We start from the raw sequence: 18,479 nt of genomic DNA, 5'->3' as shown, positions 1-18,479 counted from the left end.
CAACGAACTCAAGTCGCAAATCTGGAACACCGTGCAGACCGAGGTCATGCGCAGTCTGGAAAGTCAGGCTGCGTAACTTCATCGGGCTTCCCCCCCAACGCACAAGGTTCGAGAAAGCGCTCGCCGCTGTTCCTGACCGTCTGGTGATCCCGTGCGGTCAAAAAACGCCTGTTTCGAGTAAACTGGGCGACCGCGAACTTGCGGTATCCGGATAGCGTGAGCGAGATCGGGTTCGCGTTGATTAGCCCGGTGATTTCGGGCGTGAAGAAGGGGAGCCCTCATGGCACACACGGACATCCGTATTTCGACCGACTTAATCGAGCCATCGCGACGTGACGACTACTGGCGCGAGGTTACACGGCCGTTCTGCGAGACACTGCGTGCCTCGCACGCGGATGCCCCGCCTCTCGAAGGGACCATGTTGATTCGCCATATGGCCGGATTGACGTTGGGTTCGACAAAATTCAACGCCCAGCGTTACGTGCGCGACAAACGGACCATTGCGCAGGGCGGGCTCGATCACTACCTCGTTCATGTGCTGATGGCGGGCTCGATTCATGGCAACTTCGCAGGACGGGATGTCGTGGCCGCGCCGGGGGGCATTTGCATCATTGATCTGGCCCGCACCTATGAATGCGAGGTCGATGCAGGCATGCGACTGGCGACGACGGTACCGCGCGCGGGCATCGAGAAACTGCTGGGCGGTCGTGATTTGCACGGGATCGTGCTCAAGGCCGGGCAACCGATTACGCGTCTGCTTGTGGAGTATCTGAAAGGCCTGCATACGGTGTCGGCGGACTTGTCGGCCAGCGAGGGCATCGCCGTGCAGGACGCCCTGACCGCGCTACTCACGGCGGGTCTTGTCAACGCACCGTTAGCACAAGCCGAGCCGAAATCAGTGCTTGGCCGGGCATTGCGCGAACGCCTGCTCGTTTTCATTGAGAAACACCTATCGCACCCGGAACTCGGGCCGGAGCTTCTCACGCAGCACTTTCGCATCTCGCGCGCTCATCTGTACCGCGCGTTTGCCGAGGACGGCGGCATCGTCAACGTCATCCGCAGCCGGCGTCTTAACGCCAGCTATCGAGCGCTCATCGACCCGAGCAGAGGCACCTGGACGACGGCGAAAATCGCCAACGAATTCGGTTTTTCGGACATGGGGAAATTTCGCAAGGCATTCGTCGCGAGTTTTGGCGTGACACCGGACGACGCGCGCGAGCAGGGGCATTTCGTCGCACCGCCGGTGGACGGTACCGGCCAACTGTCGACACATTTCGCAGCCTTCCGCACGCCCCCGGCAGTGCAAAGGCCTCATCACGCCATGAGCGGTTGAACGAGGTCTGACGGCACGTCATTCAAAAGCGATAGCCGAGCCCGACACGAAAATGCTGTCGTTGAAGTCGTCGCGTCCCCGCAGGCCGCCAACGGCATCGGCCCAGGTCGCCATCGCGTCTGCTGCTGCCGTCGCGCGCGCCTGCCTTGAGCGTGATGTCGGTGCTCGCGTACCCGATACGTCCTTCCGCCATCACATCCGGACGGTTCGCGCCGGCCCCCAGAGTCGTGTAGCTTTCGCCCAAAATGCGGCGAACGTTTGCTATGTGACGTTGACGTCGTTTCGCGCCGGGAGCTTTCCCTGCACGATGTCGCCCGGCTCGCTGTAGCGCCCATATCGCGTTTCCGCGGCACCCGTGCGCGCGAGATCGACGTTTCTGAGAATCGAGCTGAATGTTGTAGAGGGATATCTGCGCACGTGCGTGACAGTGGGAGGCTGGGAAGGCTCGTGTCCAACGTCGCGCAACCGGGTATGGTGCGAACTTCCGAATGTCACTCCTGAATCCTGCCATGCTGAGCGCTCTCGCCATCGACAACTATCGTTCCATTCAGTCGCTTGTCATGCCGTTGACGCGACTGAACGTCATCAGCGGCGCCAACGGTAGCGGGAAATCGAACCTTTACCGCGCGCTGCGGCTGCTGGCGAGCACCGCCAGGGATGGAATCGTCGCGCCGCTCGCGCGCGAAGGTGGACTGAATTCGGTGATGTGGGCAGGCCCGGAAGAGATCAGCGAGCGCATGCGGCGCGGGGAGGTGCCCGTGGAAGGCGGCCCGCGTCGTAAGCCGGCGCGGCTACGACTCGGGTTCAGCAGCGACAGCTTCGGCTATGCCGTCTGCATGGGATATGTCGGTTCGGGCCCCGCTTCCGCCTTTGCGCTGGACCCTGAGTTCAAGCGGGAAAGCCTGTGGGCGGGGGACTTTCTGCGCCCGGTCAACACGCTCGTCGACCGTGACGGCGGTGTGGTGCGTCGCAAGACAGGCAAAGATTGGGACATTCTCACGAGCAGTTTGCCGCGCTATGAAAGCCTTTTCTCTCACATCGCGAATGACGCCGCATGCCCGGAAGTGTTCACCGTGCGCGAGCGCATGCGCGACTGGCGCTTCTACGATCACTTCCGAACGGACGTCGACGCCCCCGCGCGCGCGCCGCAGATCGGTACGCGCACGAGTGTGCTGCATCAGGACGGCCGCGATCTTGCGGCAGCGTGGCAAACGATCCGCGAGATCGGCGACCAGACTGCCCTCGACGAAGCCGTCGCCGACGCCTTTCCTGGCGCGCATGTCGAGATCGATGCGCAGTCGGGAGGGCTGTTTTCGCTGGCCTTTCATCAGCACGGCTTGTTGCGCCCCCTGAGCGCGGCGGAGTTGTCCGATGGGACGCTGCGCTATCTGCTGCTCATCGCCGCACTCCTCACGGCGCGTCCGCCGGAGTTAATGGTACTCAACGAACCGGAGGCGAGCCTGCATCCCGACCTGATGCCCGCCTTGGGGCGTTTGATCCGACGCGCAGCGAAACATTCGCAGCTATGGATCGTCTCGCACTCGCATCGGCTTGCGGCGGCGCTCGAGGACGATCCGGAGTGCAACGCCATTACGCTCGAGAAAGCGTTTTCGGCCACGACGATTCTGGGCCAGCGCGTGCTCGAACGGCCCGCCTGGCGTTGGGCAGACAACGGCAAGTAACGCTGGGCGCCCGCCGGGCTTCGTCGAAAGTGCAAGCCTGCGGCCGGTATGGCAAAACACAACGCCGGGGCGCTGGCAGGATGCCATCTCTACTTCCGATGGAGCCCGACGATGAACCCCATAGGCATCGCAACGATCGGCACTGCCCCGATGACCCATCCTGTCGCGAATCCGCATCCACGCCATCGACATGAGCGTTTCAACGCGGATCTTCAGACGGTTGAACTCAAGGCAGCAGGTAAGCTCCTGTCGCCATTCGCTGCCACAGCGGTGCGAATCCGCGAGCCCGGCCTGCCAGGTCATTTGCCACTGACGTCAGTCAGAAATCTGCTCGACGTAGCGGACCAGGGGCCGGCGGCAGACTTCGCGTTTTTCCGAGAGCCTTTGAAGCAGAACATGGCGTTGCTGGGCAGATGGGCCGCCGCAGCCAAGGCCGGCAGTCAATCCGACGCGTGGTCGCAGTTCGTCAACGACATCACGGAACACTTTTTCAAACGCAGCCGTAGGCAGCGTGTCATGGACGCGCTGATCCTGTCTATCGATGTGCTACCCGCGCGCTACCGTACGGATGCGCTGGCGTGCCTGCTCGCCGATGGCGAGGAGGGGATGGCGGCCGCCGAGGAGTTCTGGGAATACATCGGGCTGGATCGGATTCCCGACGCGGACAAGGATCGTGTGCGCGGTCTGATTCGCCAATATGGCATCGGAGCGTAGCCACGCGAAGACGTCAGTCGCGCCCAGTCCAGCGCCCGAGGAGCAGACGTAAGCCCGTAGCCCGGGATCGCGCTCGGCGGACGCTCAGGCCTTCGGCGACTCGGTCGTGCTTTCCGCCTTATCCGCTTGCGCCACCGGCCCGGGCAGGCCGGTGATCTTCGGCACGCACTCGCGATGGAACCAGACGAGATTGACCGGCTCGCCCGCCAGCAGACGCTTGACGGGGGGCACGACCTGCTCGCCGATCAGCATGCCGAGCAGCCCGAGGAGCGCGATCGCAGGGGGCGCGGGTGAGCGCACTCCGAGGCCGCCATAGATGATGCCGACGAGCACGCCGACACCGAGCGAGACAAGATATAGCTTCATGACGTTCTCCGCGACGGGCGCGTTCTAAGGTCGTACCAGGCGACCGCGATAAAGCCGCCAACGAGCCCGAGGTGCTCGAAAAAGGCATTGGCGAGCATGACGCGCTCGCCTGGCGGCGCGGCCCAGAATCGGTTGGCCATGAACGATGCCGCCAAGGTGAATGCCGCCAGCACCAGCGCACCCAGCCAGCGCCACCGGCCGGTGAGGATGAGCAGCGACGCCCCGATTTCAAGCGCGATGACCGCCGCCGCAAACGGCGCGGCGGGCGCCAGCCCGAAGTGATTCATCTCGGCAATGGCGGCTGGAAAATCCAGGGCCTTGTCGATGCCGCCCTGCAAATAGGCACTGCACAACAGCAGCAGGGCGAGCCAATAGGCCCAACCCGGCAGCGAAATCCCCTCGTGCCCCAAGGGCGGCGAGGGGTCGGAGGACGGCAAGACAGTGGCCATGACGGACCTCGACTGATGCGACTGCGATCAGAACGCCCAGCAAGAGCAGCCGAGCGCACCCCAGAAACCGCTTTCGTCGGACGCCGGTACGCTGGACATCCACGCCCTCGTATGCGCATGGCCGTGCACACCGCACGACGTGGCGCACGCGCAACTCGCATTCACGTTCAACACCTGCGGCTGACGAGATTTGTAGCCCACGCCATGACGGGCAGGCGACCAGTCAGGCATGGCAGGCGGTATCTCGGGGGCATAGCCGCCGAAGTCACCGTCGCCATAGACGACCTTGCCGCCCAGCAGCGTGAGCACCGACGTGATGTCCTGAATCTCATCTTCCGGCACGCTGAAATAGTCGGCGGAGAGCACCGCCAGATCGGCGAGTTGCCCGACTTTGATCTGCCCCTTTTTGCCGATTTCCGACGAGAACCAGGTGTTGGCCTCCGTCCAAAGACGCAAGGCGTCGTTGCGGTCGAGCAGATTGCCGGGCGCGGACATGCGAAGCCCGCCCACGGTCTTGCCCGTGGTCAGCCAGTACAGCGATACCCACGGGTTGTACGAGGCCACGCGCGTGGCGTCGGTGCCTGCGCCGACCTTGACGCCCTTCTCGAGCATCTTCTTGATCGGCGGCGTGGCTTCGGCGGCTTTGGCACCGTAGCGCTCGACAAAATACTCGCCTTGGTAGGCCATGCGGTGCTGCACGGCGATACCGCCGCCAAGGGCCGCGATGCGGTCGATGTTGCGGTCTGAGATGGTCTCGGCGTGATCGAAGAACCAGTTCAGGCCGTCGAACGGGATGTCCTTGGCGACCTTTTCGTAGACGTCGAGGGCGCGGGAAATGGTTTCGTCGTAGGTGGCGTGCAGACGCCACGGCCAACGGTTCTCTGCGAGCAGCCGCACGACCGGTTCGAGATCGGTCTCCATGGACGGTGGCATCTCGGGGCGCTCGACACGGAAGTCCTCGAAGTCGGCCGCCGTGTACACGAGCATTTCACCTGCGCCGTTATGACGATAGACGTCGTCTCCCTGGCCGGGGCTGACTTGCTTGACCCACTGGCTGAAGTCTGCGAGTTCGGCTTTGGGCTTCTGCGTGAACAGGTTGTAGGCCAGGCGCACCGTGAGCTGACCTTCGCGGTGCAGTTCCTCGATGATGCTGTAGTCCTCGGGGTAATTCTGGAACCCGCCGCCCGCGTCGATCACGCCGGTCACACCGAGGCGGTTCACCTCGCGCATGAAATGGCGCGTCGAGTTCTTCTGATACTCGGGCGGTAGCTTCGGGCCTTTCGCCAGCGTGGCGTAGAGAATGGTCGCGTTCGGCTTGGCGAGCAGCAATCCGGTCGGATTGCCCGACGCGTCGCGCACGATCTCGCCGCCCGGCGGGTTGGGCGTGTCTTTCGTGTAGCCCACGGTGCGCAGTGCGGCGCCGTTGAGTATCGCGCGGTCGTACAGGTGCAGGATGAACACCGGCGTGTCGGGAGCGATGGCGTTCAGTTCGTCGATGGTCGGCAGACGCTTCTCGGCGAATTGATGTTCGGTGAACCCGCCCACCACGCGAACCCATTGCGGCGCGGGCGTCCGGTCGACCTGGTCCTTCAACATGCGCATGGCGTCGGCCAGCGAACGAACGCCGTCCCAGCGCAACTCCATGTTGTAGTTCAGGCCACCCCGGATGATGTGCATGTGACTGTCGATCAGTCCGGGAATGACACGGCGGCCCTGCAGGTCGATGACCTTGGTACCGCTGCCGGCCAGACGCATCACTTCGTCGCGTGTGCCCACGGCGGTGAAGGTTGCGCCGGTGAGTGCAACGGCATCGGCTTGCGGATTGGCGCGGTCGAGTGTAGCGAACTTGCCGTTGACCAGAATGAGGTCGGGCGTGGAGGCGGTCATGGGCGTCTCTCCGATCAACGTTTTGCCGGAACGGCCGGAATCGCTTCGTGCGGCGTCGCGGTACGCTGGGCCGCTTTGTGGACCATCGTGTAGGCGTAATCGACACCCATGCCGTACGCGCCGGAATGTTCCTTGACGAGATTCATCACCGCGTCGTACGTGTCGCGGTGTGCCCAATCGCGCTGCCACTCCAGCAACACCTGTTGCCATGTCATGGGCACGACACCTGCCTGCACCATGCGTTGCATGGCGTAGTCATGAGCCTCCTTCGATGTGCCGCCCGAAGCGTCGGCGACCATATAAATTTCGTAGCCGCCTTCGAGCATGGCGCACAGCGCGAAGGTGGTATTGCAGACTTCCGTCCACAATCCGGCCACGACGACCTTCTTGCGGCCGTTGGCAGCGAGCGCATCGCGCACCTTCTGATCGTCCCATGAATTCATCGAGGTGCGCTCGAGCAGCTTCTGGTCCGGGAAGACGTCGAGCAGTTCCGGATAGGTGTAACCCGAGAACGATTCGGACTCTACCGTCGTGATCGTCGTCGGAATGTTGAAAATACGCGCGGCCTTGGCCAGGCCCACCGTGTTGTTCTTGAGTGCCTGACGATCCATCGACTGAACGCCAAAAGCCATCTGCGGTTGATGGTCGATGAAGATGAGCTGGCTGTTCTGTGGAGTGAGGACTTCGAGCTTGGGATTGGACATGGAGGGCTCCGGAGGGGAATAGGGCGGGACGCACAGGCACCGGACGCGGCCCTCTATGAGCCTATGCGTTCCGTCTGGAGACTTCCATCGTCCCTTCGTATTAGTGCCGCAACGCCAGAGCTGGCGCGGGTCTGCCGCCGATGCATGTCGAAAATAGTGCGCACGTTCGTGCTATTCAACGATGTCGTGCAACTCGCGGCTGACGTATACTCGGCGGCATCGAATCATGACCGTGCCACCTGCATGAACGGACTTCCCAACAGCGATACCGCGAATGTCTACGTCGTCGTCGACGACGTGGCGGAAAACGACGCGCTTTGTGCGTTGCTTTCGGCCGCCGGTCGTCGCGCACGCGGATTTTCGTCTGCGTCGTCGTTTCTTGCGAGTGAACGGGTTGGCGGGCCAGGTTGTCTGGTGCTGGGGGCGGATCTCGGCGCGACCGGTGGCGGTCTCGCCCTGCAAGAGGCGCTGATTACGGTGCAAGACCCGACCCCCGTGGTCTTCGTCGCCGGTCATACGGACGTGGCAACGAGCGTTCGGGGGATGAAGGCGGGCGCCATCGACTTCCTGACCTGGCCGTTTCCCGATAGCGTATTGCTCGAGGCCGTAGGGACGGCACTCGCGCGGGATCGACAGCGTCTGGCACGAGAGCGCGCCAGTACCGACGTTGCCGGCCGCGCGCAACGGCTCTCTCAGCGCGAACGCGAGGTCATGGCGCTCGTGGCGGCGGGGCGCATGAACAAGCACATCGCCGACGAGCTGGGGATCAGCGAAATCACTGTCAAGATCCATCGCGGCAACGCGATGCGAAAAATGGAGGCACGCTCCTTCGCGGATCTCGTCATCATGGCCCACAAGCTCGGCATGACATCGCCCGCGCTTTATCACGGCGGAATTGGCCGGCATCGGCGCGAGACAGCGTGAGCTGTCGTGATTCTGTCATCAACGCCCTGGGATGATCGGTGCCGGCGGCGGTGCGGCAGGCCGCTGCGGTGTCGCCGAATTCCCGAACGCATTTCCCATTCGCTGAGACGTACCGCTCCAGTTGAACTGGCCGCCAATCTGATTGCCAGGCTTGTTGGCGATACCTTCAGACTCCAGCCCGGGCGCCCGCCCGCCGGCGAGCGGGCCTGACGCCGGCTGCAACTGATTCGTCAGACAGTCATACGACGGCGAGCGCTGTCCATTCACTTCCACATCCACGCAACCGGCTCGCGGCCCCGCCGCCGACGCGCCGGTGGTGCGCACCGCATCGTCGGCCGCACTCACATGTCCGGTCACGCCGAGCGTCAACACGGCGGCGCTTGCGCCTGCGGCTCCCCAAACGCGTACGCACCTTCGAATCCCCCGAGTGCTTTCTGCCTTCATGGCCTGCCTCCCCGCAAAAAATGATGGGTAGTCCATCAGGACTCCGACCGAGCAAGCATACGTCAGTCCGTGCGATTTTCGAGAAAGATGAATTTCTCGTGACAAACGTTAGTCGGTCGCGCTCCCGGACGTCTAGGTATCCGTATTCGTGAGGAATGTCGACACGGATTGCGTGCGGCCGGGCGATACCCGTGGTGTAGCGGTATGCGCGGGTAATCGTCAGGCCACCGGGGGCACTGCATCGGGCAGGGCCGCGTCGACCTAACAAAGCAGAGTCTTCTATATGCGTTTGATGAAAACGAACCAGCTGTGGCTGCGCTGGGCGGCAGTGTGCGCTGTCACGTTGGGCGGAACCGTTCATGGCGTTGCGATTGCTCAGGAAGCCAAAGCAGACCGGCCGGACAATTCGCCTGCGGTAAAGCCGCAGGCAGGCGCGACAGGATCGGAGCCAGCGAAGGAAAAGTCTGCCGACGCGCAGAAGCCCGTCAACATCAATGAGTACGTCGTGCGCGGCAACACGGTGCTCGATGTCCGTACGATCGAAAAGGCCGTGACGCCGTATCTCGGGCCGAACCGCACGCTCGCCGACATCGAAGCCGCACGCGACGCCTTGCTCGCCGCCTATCAGGCCAAGGGCTATCAGTCGGTGTACGTCGATTTGCCGGAACAGCAGGTCACGGGCGGCGTGGTTTATCTCAAGGTGAGCGAGACCAAGCTGGGACGTCTGCGCGTGGTCGGCTCGGAATACCACTCGCCGCGCGAGGTGCGTGATCGCGTGCCGTCGTTGGCCGAGGGCAAGGTGCCGGATTTCAACGCCGCACAGACGGAACTCACGGCCCTGAACCGTACCGGCGAGCAACAGGTAGTGCCGCTCGTCAAGCAAGGGGCGGTGCCCGGCACGATGGACGTCGACCTCAAGGTCGAGGACACCAACCCGTGGCGCGCGAGCTTCAGCCTGAACAACGACCGCAGCGCCGATACGAAGCCGCTGCGCATGCTCGCGTCGGTGGGTTACGACAACCTGTGGCAACTCGGCCATCGCGTGTCGATGAGCTTCTTCGGTGCACCTCAGGACTTCAGCCAGAGCAAGGTGTGGTCGGGGTCGTATGTGGCGCCGCTCGGGTCTTCGCCCTGGACGCTCGAACTTAACGGCTATCAGTCGGACAGCAATGTCGCCACTACCGGCGGCACTACGGTGCTCGGCAAGGGGCACGCGATCGGCGTCAAGACGACCTACACCGTGCCGGATACCGGCGCCTGGTATCACGCCTTCAGCCTTGGTGTGGACTTCAAGGACAACACGGAAACCACCCGCTTCGGCACCGCCGGCGATGTGGTGCCGCTCAAATACGCGCCGATTACGCTCGGCTATAGCGGCTTTTATCAGGACGAAGACCTGAGCGCCGGTCTGAATACGTCGATCGTCTCGGGCATGTCGAGCTTCCTCGGCTATGGCAGCAGCCCGGCCCAGTTCGACGCGAAGCGCTATAAGGCGTCGCCCAGCTTCATGGTGCTGCGTGCGGATGCGAACGGCACCTACACGTTCGGCGGCGGCTGGCAACTCGCGGCGCGCGTTGCCACGCAGATGACCGATTCGCCGCTGATCTCCAACGAACAACTCGCCGGTGGCGGCATGAACTCGGTGCGCGGCTACCTCTCGGCCGAAGCGACCGGCGACTACGGCGTGGTCGGCTCCATCGAATGGCGTACGCCGCCGATTCCGCTGCTAGGCCCGGTCGTCTCGAACTGGCGCGCGTATGCGTTCTTCGACGGCGCGCGGCTGGGGCTGCGCGACGCGTTGCCAGAGCAGACCTCGCGTTACTCGCTGGCGTCGGTCGGTGTGGGGTCGTCGCTGCGTCTGACGTCGCATGTGACGGGGCGCGTCGACGCTGCGTATCCGCTGACCAACGGGCCGCGCACGGAGCGCTACAAGCCGCGGCTGAACTTCAGCGTCACCGCGACGTATTGAGTGAGCGATTGAGCGAATAAGGCGACCTGCCAACGGCCCGGAAAAGACACATCCGAATTTCACGACACAACATTCACGACCTGATGCCCGGTGCGCCAATTCAACGCGCCGGGCGGCATAAACGGAGAAATACAGCCATGCGACGCATTCTTCCATTCCTGCTTGCGCTGATCGGCACGCTGATGCCGGTGCTCGCGCACGCTTGGTGGCAACCGGATTGGGCGTACCGCAAGCCGATTACCATCGATGCCGGCCCGCAAGGCGGCAACATCACGGGCGACGCCGGCCGGGTGCCGATGCTGTTGCGTCTGCACACCGGCAACTTCAGCTTCGAAGGCGTGAACGAAACCGGGGCCGACCTGCGCTTCGTGGCGGCCGATGACAAGACGGTCCTCAATCACCAGATCGAGCAGTTCGATCCGGTGCTGGGCATCGCGCTTGTGTGGGTCGATGTGCCCGCCGTCACCGCGGGCGCCAAGCAACAGGTCTGGATGTACTACGGCAACCGCAAGGCCCCTGCGGCGGGGAACGGTCAGCGTGTGTTCGATCCGGACTACACCGCCGTGTACCACTTCGGCGAATCGAACGTGCCCGCGCGCGACACGACCGCTTACGGCAACAACGGCCAGAACCCGGTCGTCACGCTCGATGGCGCGATCATCGGCAAGGGCGCGCAAGCCGGCGCCTCGCCGATCGTGCTGCCCGCTTCGCCGTCGCTCGCACTTGCCGCCGGCAGCCCGTTCACGTTTTCGGCATGGGTGCACCCGGAGAAGCTGGGCGCGAACGAAGCGATCTATGTGCGCCGCGACGGTGGCGGCGATCTGGTGATCGGTGTCGATCAGGGTGTGCCGTTCGTGCAGGTGGGGACTCAGCGCAGTCAGCCGGGGCAGCCGATTCAAGCCGGGAAGTGGTCGCATCTGGCGGTTACGGCCGACGGCAAGTCGGTCACGCTCTATGTCGGCGGTCACGCGGCTACCACGCTGGCGGTGGCATTGCCCGCGCTGAATTCGCCCGCGGTCCTCGGCGGCGACGTCGAAGGCGCCTCGGGCAGCCTCGCTCGCTTCTCGGGTGCGGTGGACGAAGTACGTCTGTCGAAGGTCGCCCGCAGCGCCGCGCTGCTTCAGACGGATGCCGTTTCGCAAGGTGCCGAATCGCGCCTGATTGCCTATGGTCCGGATGAGCAGCAAGCGGGCAAGAGCCACTTCGCCTTCATCCTCGCGGCCATGCCGGTCGACGCCTGGGTGGTGGTCTGTGTGCTGGGTCTGATGGCGCTGGTCTCGTGGCTCATCATGATTACGAAGGGCCGCAGCTACGCCGCAAAGGCGCGCGCCAACAGCACATTCATGACGCATTTTCGCGAAGCCTCGGGCGCACCGCTTGACCAGATCGCGCGTACGAATCGTGTGCCGGAGGACGTGCAAGACCAATCGCCGCTGTGGCGTCTGTACGAGGTCGCGCTTAGCGAACTGCATCGCCGTCACGAACTCGGCTACGACACGAGCGCCGTGTCCGAAGCGACCATCGGCGCCATTCGCGCGTCGATGGATGGTGCGATGGTGCGCGAAGTCGAAGACATGAGCAAACGCATGAACTGGCTCTCGACGTCCATCGAAGGGGCGCCGTATGTCGGTCTGTTCGGCACCGTGATCGGGATCATGCTGGTGTTCGTCGTGGCCGCTATGGCGGGCGCGGTGGACATCAACTCGGTCGCGCCGGGCATGGCCGCCGCACTGCTGTGTACGGCCGCCGGTCTCGGCGTGGCTATTCCCGCACTGTTCGGCTACAACTGGCTGGTGTCGCGCTCGGATGCGCTCTCCGCCGACATGGCCGTGTTCGTCGACGAGTTCACGACTCGCCTCGCCGAAGAGCAGGGCGAAGGCCGCCGTCAGCCCGTGCTGCAACGCGCCTGACGAGGACGAATCATGGCAAACGCAACGCGATTCGCCGCGAAGAAGCGCTCGGGCGGCATCAACATCACGCCGTTCGTCGACGTGCTGCTGGTGGTGCTGGTGATCTTCATTCTCACGAGTAACGCCAGCATTCCCGGCATCAAGGTCGATCTCCCGAAGGCCAGCTCATCGGTGGCGCTCGAGAAGCCGAAGACCAAGGCGATCACGGTCGATAACGCCGGTCAGGTGTTTCTCGACGCCTATCCGGTGACGCTCACCGAGCTTGAGGATCGCTTGCGCACGGAGAAGGCGGTCACGCCCGATTTCCCGGTGATTGTGCGCGGCGACGCGCAGGTGCAGTACGCCAAGGTCGTCGAAGTGCTCGACCTGCTGCGCCGGATCGATCTCAACCAGGTCGGCCTCGTGACCGGCAAGCCGCAGTAAGGAGCGCAGCGTGAAACCTCGCGATTTCGCGTCTTGCCCCGTGCGGCCCGACACCCAGCCGCCCAGTCCGTCGCTCGCACTGCTGCGCCGGCGCGGCGGATGGATCGTTGGTGGCTTTGTCGTGCTCGGATTGATTGCCCTTTTCTGGCACCTGCTCACCGACAAGGCCAGCACGCGCCGCGAGGTCAATACCCCGCCGATGCTCATGCTTCCGCCGCCTCCGCCACCCCCGCCGCCGCAGGAGAAGCCGCCTGAGCCGCAGCCGGAGAAGATCAAGCCCGAAGTCGTCGAGCCGAAGCCGGCCGACCCCGTGGAGCCGCCAAAGGACGATGCGCCGCCAAGCCCGACCAAGGATCTCGGCGACGCCGTGACGATCAACGGCGATGCGCAAGCCGGCACCGATGCGTTCGGCATTGGCGCCGGCCGCGGCGGCGGCATGACCGGTGGCGGCGGCGGGCTGGGCAGCCGCTCATACAGCGCATGGCTTGCCAGTTCGTTGCAACAGGCGTTCGGGCGCGATCAGCGCACTCGCACGCTGGCGTTCGACGACGTGCGCATCGATCTCTGGCTCGACGCCGACGGACGCGCCACGCGCGCCCAGATGGTGCGGGGCACTGGTAACGCGGCGATCGACGATGCAGTGCTCGCGATGTTGCGCGACTTCCGTGCGGAAGAGAAGCCGCCGGCGTCGCTGCGCTTTCCGCTGTCGATGAGCATCCGGGGGCGCAGGCCATGAAGCGCAATACGACGCCCGTCACGCCGCATACGGCACAAGCAGGACTTCCTTTTTACGCAAAAGTCACACACAAAATGAAAGCACTGGAACGTATGACCGACGCGCTCGCGCACCGACATGCGCCACGCGCTGCGGGCACCGCAGGCGCTGTGGCGCTGGCGCTCGCGCTGCTGGGCGCCGCGGGCCTGGCCCACGCACAGGCGCAGCCTGCCCCGAAAGAGACCGCCATGGTCAAGCTGATTCGCGGCCTCATCAAGAGCGGCGCGATCGACAAGACCACCGGCGAAGCCTTGCTTGCACAAGCCGAAACGGAAGCGTACGCGGCGTCAGCGGCGGCTCAGAAGGCAGCCGCAACGCCTGTGGTGGCCGCAGCGGCCGTGCCCGGCGGTGAGCCGGGCGATGTGCGCGTTCCGTACATCTCGCAGACCACGCGCGATCAGATTCGCGACGAGGTGAAGAGCGAGGTGATGGCGCAGGCCAAGACGGAAGGTTGGGCAGCACCGAACGAAACACCCGAGTGGACCAAGCGCATTCACGTCGAAGGCGACTTCCGCCTGCGCAACGAGTCGCGCTTCTACTCGAGCAGCAACACGAACACGCAGATCGACTGGGCGCAGATCAACAAGGGCAATGGTTTCGACGTGAACTCGAACACCAACCTCACACTCCCACCGCTGCTCAACACCACGCAGAACCGCACCAACCAGTTCCGCGCCCGTGCACGCTTCGGTATCTTCGCGGACGTGTCCGAGCAGGTGAAAGCCGGCGTGCGGCTGGCCACCAGCAACGACGACAGCCCCGTCTCGACCAACTCCACGCTGGGCGGCGGCCTGAACAAGAAGAGCGTGTGGCTTGACCAGATGTGGATGTCGTATCAGCCGTTCGACTGGGTGAAGTTCACCGGCGGCCGTTTCGCCCCGCCGTACGTCACGAGCGACATGTTGTTCTCCAACGACCTGAACGTTGACGGCATCGCGGCCCAGTTCAACAAGGTGCTGCCGCAGAACCCGAACGTCGAATTGTTCGGCTCGCTCGGCTTCATCCCGCTCGAATACTCGGGCGACAACTCGCCGTCGAACAGCCAGAGCAAGATGTCGAGCCAGACCAAGTGGATGCTGGGCACGCAGTTCGGCGCGAACTGGAAGCTCGACTCGAAGAACAGCTTCCGTGGCACGGTCGGCTACTTCGACTTCCGCAACATCACTGGGCAACTGTCGTCGCCTTGCGCGCTCTATGCAGGCCAGACGAGCTGCGATTCGGACTGGTCACGCCCGGCGTTCATGCAGAAGGGCAATACGCTCATGCTGTTGCGTAACATCGCGCTCAACCCGCTTGACCCGGCCAATACGGCGCAACCGCAGTATGTCGGCTATGCCTCGAAGTTCCAGTTGCTCGACCTGTCGGCGCGTTGGGACACGATGCTGGCTGGCCGCTATCCGTTGCGCTTCGACGTGAACTACATCCGCAACCTGGCCTACAACGAAGGCGAGATGTGGGGGCGCGCGAACGGCGGCATCGTGAGCAACTTCGGTGCGGGCGAAGCGACGCGCGCCAACTTCAAGAGCGGCCCGAACGCCTACATGTTCCAGGCGACCTTCGGCAAGCCGGTCATGGCCTCGCGCGGCGACTGGAACGTGTTGTTCGGCTACAAGCGTATCGAGCCGGATGCCGTGCCCGATGCCTACAACGACTCGACGTTCCATGGTGGCGGCACGAACGCGAAGGGCTACTACATCGGCGCTTCGTATGCCTTCGACAAGAACGCATGGCTCTCGGGCCGTTGGCTCTCGACGAAGGAAGTCTATGGCGCGCCGTTGTCGATCGACACGCTGCAAATCGAAGTCAACGCGCGATTCTAAGGAGGTGGTCATGAGTCAACAGCCCCCACGCGCGATGTCGCGTCTGGCGTCGGGTGTGGCCGCCGCGGTGTTGCTTGCCGTGTGCTCGGCCGCCTCGGCACAGACGCCGCAGGGCGCGCCGAGTATGGAAGAGCGTCTGCGCACGCAACTACGCAGCACGACCGAGCAACTCCAACAGGCGAAGAACGAACTGGCTGCGCTCAAGGCTGGTGGCGCAACGGCCGGCGCGCCGGGGAAGGACTCTCCGGAGGCGCTGAAGAAGGCGCTGGAAGACGCGCAGAAGCAACTGGCCGCGGAGCGTCAGGCGCGCGAGCGTCTCTCGCAGGATGCACGGAGTTCGCAATCGGAAGTGAAGGCGGTGGCCGATAAGGCCAACGCGCAGATTGCCCAGTACCGCAATGCCTACGACGAACTGCTCAAGCTCGCGCGTCAGGCCGATGCGCAGCGCAAGCATCTCGCCGACGAGAGTGCGGCGCAGCGTGTCGCGCTCACGATGTGCAAGGAGAAGAACGATCGTCTTTACGCCGTCGGGCAAGAGATTCTGACGGCGTTCGAGACGATGGATGTGGCGACCGTGATCGCGGCGCGTCAGCCGTTCGCCAGTCAGGCTCGCGTGAAGTACGAGCAGATCGCGCAGCAGTACGGCGACAAGCTCTATGAGGGCAAGTTTGACGAGCAGCAAGCCGCTGCCGCCATCGCCGCAAAGCCCGCTGAATCGGCCGCGGCGTCGGCACCGGCAGCATCGCAGTAATAACGCGCGTGGCGAGGGGCGTCGACGGCGCGCCTCGTCCTGAATTTGCACAACGATAGTTCGAGGATCACTGGCATGAACGAAGAGAACACGATGCAACACGACAATCACGACGCCGAGCGAGCCGGTGCGCCGGCGTCTTCGCACCCGTCGTCGTCGGCGGACATCATCACGTCTGTCACGTCCGCCCAGGTAGCCGATGCTATTCGTGCCGCCGGTTGCGCGGTGTCGGTGCAGCAAGACGATCTGGTCACGCGTCTGCATAGCGCAAGCCACGGCATCGGTTATCAGGTGCACTGGGGAAATCAGGCCGGTGCCGACCAGTATCTCGATTTCACGCTGAGCTGCCCGCTGCGCGTTCAGGGCGGCGATCTGCCCGAAGGCCTGATCAACGAGTGGCACCGCTCGCGCCGGTTCGCCCGTGTGGCGGCGCACGGCGAGTTCCTTGTGCTCGAGATGGACGTCATCGTGGCCGGCGGCGTTTCCCCCGAATTCCTGAATTTCTCGATGCGTCTCTGGGTCGAGATGATGGGACAGTTCTTCCTGCATCTTCGCAACTTCACGCAGCAGGCCGCCGGTCAGACCGCCGATGCCGAGGCGTCGGGCGAAGACCTTGCCGCCGTGCCGGGCAACACGCTCGCAAGCGGCGATGGGCAGGCACCGATGACGCTTAACTAAAGCGTCGCCGCGCGGCGCATCATTGCGCGTTTCTCGCCTGAGCCTCGGGAACCTCCCGCGCGCGGCTGTTTTACGTCCAGTCAGACGACTGGTTGGCCCGTAATCCGCCTGCACCCCGTGGGCGTGTTACGGGCGTTTTTTGCCGGCGTTCGTCATGGCCTGGAGACGCACGCTTCCGGGGCGGTGCGGCGAGAGATCGAGCGACGATCGGCGGCACTGTCAAAGTACCGTCACAATCGATCACCAGAATTCTCAGGAATTCGTACAATTTATTTTGGGCCTACGGGGAAGCGGCTAACGCCTTGGCGCGTTGCCGTGAGCTTTGCCTGCCGCACAGGTCCCTCCACCCCCGATTTTCCCGAACGCCCGCCATGCAAAGGCCTACCGCCCGAGATGACCGCTATTGTTCGCTCTCCACGTTTGCGCTTCGCGGCTGCGAGCGTTCTGGCGGGCTGGCTGCTATGCGGCATGCTGGGCATTGGGGGCGGAAATGCGTCAGCGGCTCCGCCGCAGGCGCAGTCGTTTGATCTCCCGGAGATGCCTTTGAAGGACGCGCTCGCCCGCTTCGATGCGCTCACGCGTATGTCCGTGTTCTACCCGTCGTCGCTGGTGGAGGGGCGGCGCTCGCATACCGTCACGGGGATTTATTCGCCGCACGAAGCCCTTGACGCACTTCTTGAAGGCACCGGCGTGATGGCCGAGGCGACCGCACAGAACGCGTTCGTTCTCGCGCCACTGGGCACGGCGGATGCGCAGGGAGAGTCGGTACGCAGTACCGCACGGGGGGCCATCGATTACCGCGCGCGTTTGCAAGGCAAGGTGTTGCGGGCGCTGTGTACGGCGCCGTCGCTCTCGCCGGGGGAGTACCGCTTGGCAATGACGGTGCAGGTTGATGCCAACGCTCGGGTGGTGCGTGTCCGCCTGCTCGATACGACGGGAGACGGTCGCCGCGACGCGGCGATCTTGCGCCGTTTGCAAGGACTCGATGTTGGCATCGCGCCCGTCGACACATCGCAACCGTTCGTGCTGTTGCTGGTACCCGCCGATTGCCGGGCGAATGCGTTCGTGTGCGCGCCATTGCCGTGCGCGGCGACGACGGAGCGATAGATGGTCGACACGCCCAGAGCGTTCCTGCGCGATCTGCTGACGCAGCGCTATGAGGACCTCAAGCGCAAGCTGACCTGGCGCCTCGGGTCGTCGGAACTCGCCAGCGATGCCTTGCACGACACGTGGGTGCATCTCGACGATCGGGCCGACCGTCAGAGCGACGTGAAGAGCCCGGGCGCCTATCTCATGCGCATCGCCATGAATATGGCATTCGACCGCGTGCAGCGCGAACGCCGGTATATGAGCGATGACGAGATCGATGCGCTCATGACCGAGTTCGTGGACCCGGCACCGGGCCCCGCACAGACGGTGGCGGCGCGCGATGAGGTCGCGCTGCTCGAACGCTTGCTCGCCACCATGCCGCCGCGTCGGCGCGCGATCTTCATCGCCGTACGGGTGCACGAGATGTCCAACGAGGAGGCGGCGCGTCGCTTCGGTGTGTCTGCGCGTCTGGTCGGCCTTGAGCTGAAGCGCGCTCACGAGTACTGCATGGCCCACATGCCGAGGTCCGAATGAACGACCGATTGCCGATGGCGTGCGGGA

General features: G+C 64.0%; 18 protein-coding genes. 13 read left to right on the top strand and 5 right to left on the bottom strand.

The genetic code is table 11. The features are described from left to right. Nucleotides 1-280 precede the first annotated feature (280 nt). From PHO31112_RS25840 to PHO31112_RS25830, 3 genes are all read left to right on the top strand, one after another. A complete protein-coding gene (locus tag PHO31112_RS25840; RefSeq protein ID WP_150624436.1) occupies nucleotides 281-1,333 on the top strand; it encodes an AraC-like ligand-binding domain-containing protein in 1,053 nt (350 codons plus the stop codon). Nucleotides 1,334-1,842: 509 nt separating this feature from the next. Continuing rightward, nucleotides 1,843-3,015: an AAA family ATPase gene (locus tag PHO31112_RS25835; protein WP_150624434.1), complete on the top strand. Its 1,173-nt coding sequence runs from the start codon at nucleotides 1,843-1,845 to the stop codon at nucleotides 3,013-3,015. 111 nt (nucleotides 3,016-3,126) lie between these two features. Further along, complete coding sequence (locus PHO31112_RS25830) at nucleotides 3,127-3,729, top strand: hypothetical protein (protein WP_150624432.1); 603 nt, start codon at nucleotides 3,127-3,129, stop codon at nucleotides 3,727-3,729. Nucleotides 3,730-3,813: 84 nt separating this feature from the next. Here the strand turns inward: PHO31112_RS25830 and PHO31112_RS25825 are convergent, their stop codons facing one another. The 4 genes from PHO31112_RS25825 to PHO31112_RS25810 are packed head-to-tail and all read right to left on the bottom strand — an operon-like array spanning nucleotide 3,814 to nucleotide 7,135. Further along, on the bottom strand, nucleotides 3,814-4,095 hold the full coding sequence (locus tag PHO31112_RS25825) for a DUF1427 family protein (RefSeq protein WP_150624430.1): 282 nt from the start codon (nucleotides 4,093-4,095) through the stop codon (nucleotides 3,814-3,816). Then, a complete protein-coding gene (locus PHO31112_RS25820; protein WP_150624428.1) occupies nucleotides 4,092-4,544 on the bottom strand; it encodes a DoxX family protein in 453 nt (150 codons plus the stop codon). Before PHO31112_RS25820 ends, PHO31112_RS25825 begins: the two co-directional genes overlap by 4 nt. A 27-nt stretch (nucleotides 4,545-4,571) precedes the next feature. Continuing rightward, a complete protein-coding gene (locus PHO31112_RS25815; protein ID WP_150624426.1) occupies nucleotides 4,572-6,431 on the bottom strand; it encodes an amidohydrolase in 1,860 nt (619 codons plus the stop codon). 14 nt (nucleotides 6,432-6,445) lie between these two features. Beyond that, the gene (locus PHO31112_RS25810; protein ID WP_150624424.1) at nucleotides 6,446-7,135 is read right to left on the bottom strand and encodes a hydrolase; all 690 of its coding nucleotides are present in this window, start codon (nucleotides 7,133-7,135) and stop codon (nucleotides 6,446-6,448) included. Between the two features lie 243 nt (nucleotides 7,136-7,378). Here PHO31112_RS25810 and PHO31112_RS25805 point away from each other — a divergent pair, with 243 nt between their 5' ends. Next, complete coding sequence (locus PHO31112_RS25805) at nucleotides 7,379-8,059, top strand: response regulator transcription factor (RefSeq protein ID WP_150624422.1); 681 nt, start codon at nucleotides 7,379-7,381, stop codon at nucleotides 8,057-8,059. Between the two features lie 18 nt (nucleotides 8,060-8,077). Here PHO31112_RS25805 and PHO31112_RS25800 read toward each other — a convergent pair whose 3' ends face one another. Continuing rightward, nucleotides 8,078-8,431, bottom strand: coding sequence for a hypothetical protein (locus tag PHO31112_RS25800; RefSeq protein WP_246178574.1), 354 nt, complete (start codon nucleotides 8,429-8,431; stop codon nucleotides 8,078-8,080). A gap of 364 nt (nucleotides 8,432-8,795) precedes the next feature. Here PHO31112_RS25800 and PHO31112_RS25795 point away from each other — a divergent pair, with 364 nt between their 5' ends. From PHO31112_RS25795 to PHO31112_RS25755, 9 genes are all read left to right on the top strand, one after another. Next, on the top strand, nucleotides 8,796-10,472 hold the full coding sequence (locus PHO31112_RS25795; RefSeq protein ID WP_150624420.1) for a ShlB/FhaC/HecB family hemolysin secretion/activation protein: 1,677 nt from the start codon (nucleotides 8,796-8,798) through the stop codon (nucleotides 10,470-10,472). 137 nt (nucleotides 10,473-10,609) lie between these two features. Next, nucleotides 10,610-12,382 (top strand): DUF2341 domain-containing protein, encoded by a 1,773-nt coding sequence (locus PHO31112_RS25790; RefSeq protein ID WP_150624418.1) that lies wholly within the window; start codon nucleotides 10,610-10,612, stop codon nucleotides 12,380-12,382. Between the two features lie 12 nt (nucleotides 12,383-12,394). Next, a complete protein-coding gene (locus tag PHO31112_RS25785; RefSeq protein WP_010808895.1) occupies nucleotides 12,395-12,805 on the top strand; it encodes an ExbD/TolR family protein in 411 nt (136 codons plus the stop codon). 10 nt (nucleotides 12,806-12,815) lie between these two features. Then, nucleotides 12,816-13,541 carry an energy transducer TonB family protein gene (locus PHO31112_RS25780; RefSeq protein WP_246178572.1) on the top strand — a complete coding sequence of 242 codons (726 nt, stop codon included), beginning with the start codon at nucleotides 12,816-12,818 and terminating at the stop codon, nucleotides 13,539-13,541. 74 nt (nucleotides 13,542-13,615) lie between these two features. Further along, on the top strand, nucleotides 13,616-15,400 hold the full coding sequence (locus PHO31112_RS25775) for a putative porin (RefSeq protein ID WP_246178570.1): 1,785 nt from the start codon (nucleotides 13,616-13,618) through the stop codon (nucleotides 15,398-15,400). Nucleotides 15,401-15,410: 10 nt separating this feature from the next. Further along, the gene (locus PHO31112_RS25770; RefSeq protein ID WP_150624415.1) at nucleotides 15,411-16,151 is read left to right on the top strand and encodes a hypothetical protein; all 741 of its coding nucleotides are present in this window, start codon (nucleotides 15,411-15,413) and stop codon (nucleotides 16,149-16,151) included. A gap of 75 nt (nucleotides 16,152-16,226) precedes the next feature. After that, nucleotides 16,227-16,829: a YbjN domain-containing protein gene (locus PHO31112_RS25765; protein WP_150624413.1), complete on the top strand. Its 603-nt coding sequence runs from the start codon at nucleotides 16,227-16,229 to the stop codon at nucleotides 16,827-16,829. Nucleotides 16,830-17,222: 393 nt separating this feature from the next. Beyond that, nucleotides 17,223-17,936: an STN domain-containing protein gene (locus PHO31112_RS25760; protein WP_150624411.1), complete on the top strand. Its 714-nt coding sequence runs from the start codon at nucleotides 17,223-17,225 to the stop codon at nucleotides 17,934-17,936. Next, a complete protein-coding gene (locus PHO31112_RS25755; RefSeq protein ID WP_150624409.1) occupies nucleotides 17,937-18,452 on the top strand; it encodes an RNA polymerase sigma factor in 516 nt (171 codons plus the stop codon). Nucleotides 18,453-18,479 lie beyond the last annotated feature (27 nt).

The organism is Pandoraea horticolens, from assembly GCF_902459555.1.
Taxonomy (GTDB): Bacteria; Pseudomonadota; Gammaproteobacteria; order Burkholderiales; family Burkholderiaceae; genus Pandoraea; species Pandoraea horticolens.
The sequence above is the reverse complement of the archived record's forward strand: the minus strand, read 5'-3'. Positions and strand labels throughout refer to the sequence as shown.

Excerpts from the sequence above, each read along its gene's own strand:
- PHO31112_RS25840 (WP_150624436.1), top strand. The coding sequence starts at position 281 with ATGGCACACACGGACATCCGTATTTCGACCGACTTAATCGAGCCATCG.
- PHO31112_RS25835 (WP_150624434.1), top strand. The coding sequence starts at position 1,843 with ATGCTGAGCGCTCTCGCCATCGACAACTATCGTTCCATTCAGTCGCTT.
- PHO31112_RS25830 (WP_150624432.1), top strand. The coding sequence starts at position 3,127 with ATGAACCCCATAGGCATCGCAACGATCGGCACTGCCCCGATGACCCAT.
- PHO31112_RS25825 (WP_150624430.1), bottom strand. The coding sequence starts at position 4,095 with ATGAAGCTATATCTTGTCTCGCTCGGTGTCGGCGTGCTCGTCGGCATC.
- PHO31112_RS25820 (WP_150624428.1), bottom strand. The coding sequence starts at position 4,544 with ATGGCCACTGTCTTGCCGTCCTCCGACCCCTCGCCGCCCTTGGGGCAC.
- PHO31112_RS25815 (WP_150624426.1), bottom strand. The coding sequence starts at position 6,431 with ATGACCGCCTCCACGCCCGACCTCATTCTGGTCAACGGCAAGTTCGCT.
- PHO31112_RS25810 (WP_150624424.1), bottom strand. The coding sequence starts at position 7,135 with ATGTCCAATCCCAAGCTCGAAGTCCTCACTCCACAGAACAGCCAGCTC.
- PHO31112_RS25805 (WP_150624422.1), top strand. The coding sequence starts at position 7,379 with ATGAACGGACTTCCCAACAGCGATACCGCGAATGTCTACGTCGTCGTC.
- PHO31112_RS25795 (WP_150624420.1), top strand. The coding sequence starts at position 8,796 with ATGAAAACGAACCAGCTGTGGCTGCGCTGGGCGGCAGTGTGCGCTGTC.
- PHO31112_RS25790 (WP_150624418.1), top strand. The coding sequence starts at position 10,610 with ATGCGACGCATTCTTCCATTCCTGCTTGCGCTGATCGGCACGCTGATG.
- PHO31112_RS25785 (WP_010808895.1), top strand. The coding sequence starts at position 12,395 with ATGGCAAACGCAACGCGATTCGCCGCGAAGAAGCGCTCGGGCGGCATC.
- PHO31112_RS25775 (WP_246178570.1), top strand. The coding sequence starts at position 13,616 with ATGAAAGCACTGGAACGTATGACCGACGCGCTCGCGCACCGACATGCG.
- PHO31112_RS25770 (WP_150624415.1), top strand. The coding sequence starts at position 15,411 with ATGAGTCAACAGCCCCCACGCGCGATGTCGCGTCTGGCGTCGGGTGTG.
- PHO31112_RS25765 (WP_150624413.1), top strand. The coding sequence starts at position 16,227 with ATGAACGAAGAGAACACGATGCAACACGACAATCACGACGCCGAGCGA.
- PHO31112_RS25760 (WP_150624411.1), top strand. The coding sequence starts at position 17,223 with ATGACCGCTATTGTTCGCTCTCCACGTTTGCGCTTCGCGGCTGCGAGC.
- PHO31112_RS25755 (WP_150624409.1), top strand. The coding sequence starts at position 17,937 with ATGGTCGACACGCCCAGAGCGTTCCTGCGCGATCTGCTGACGCAGCGC.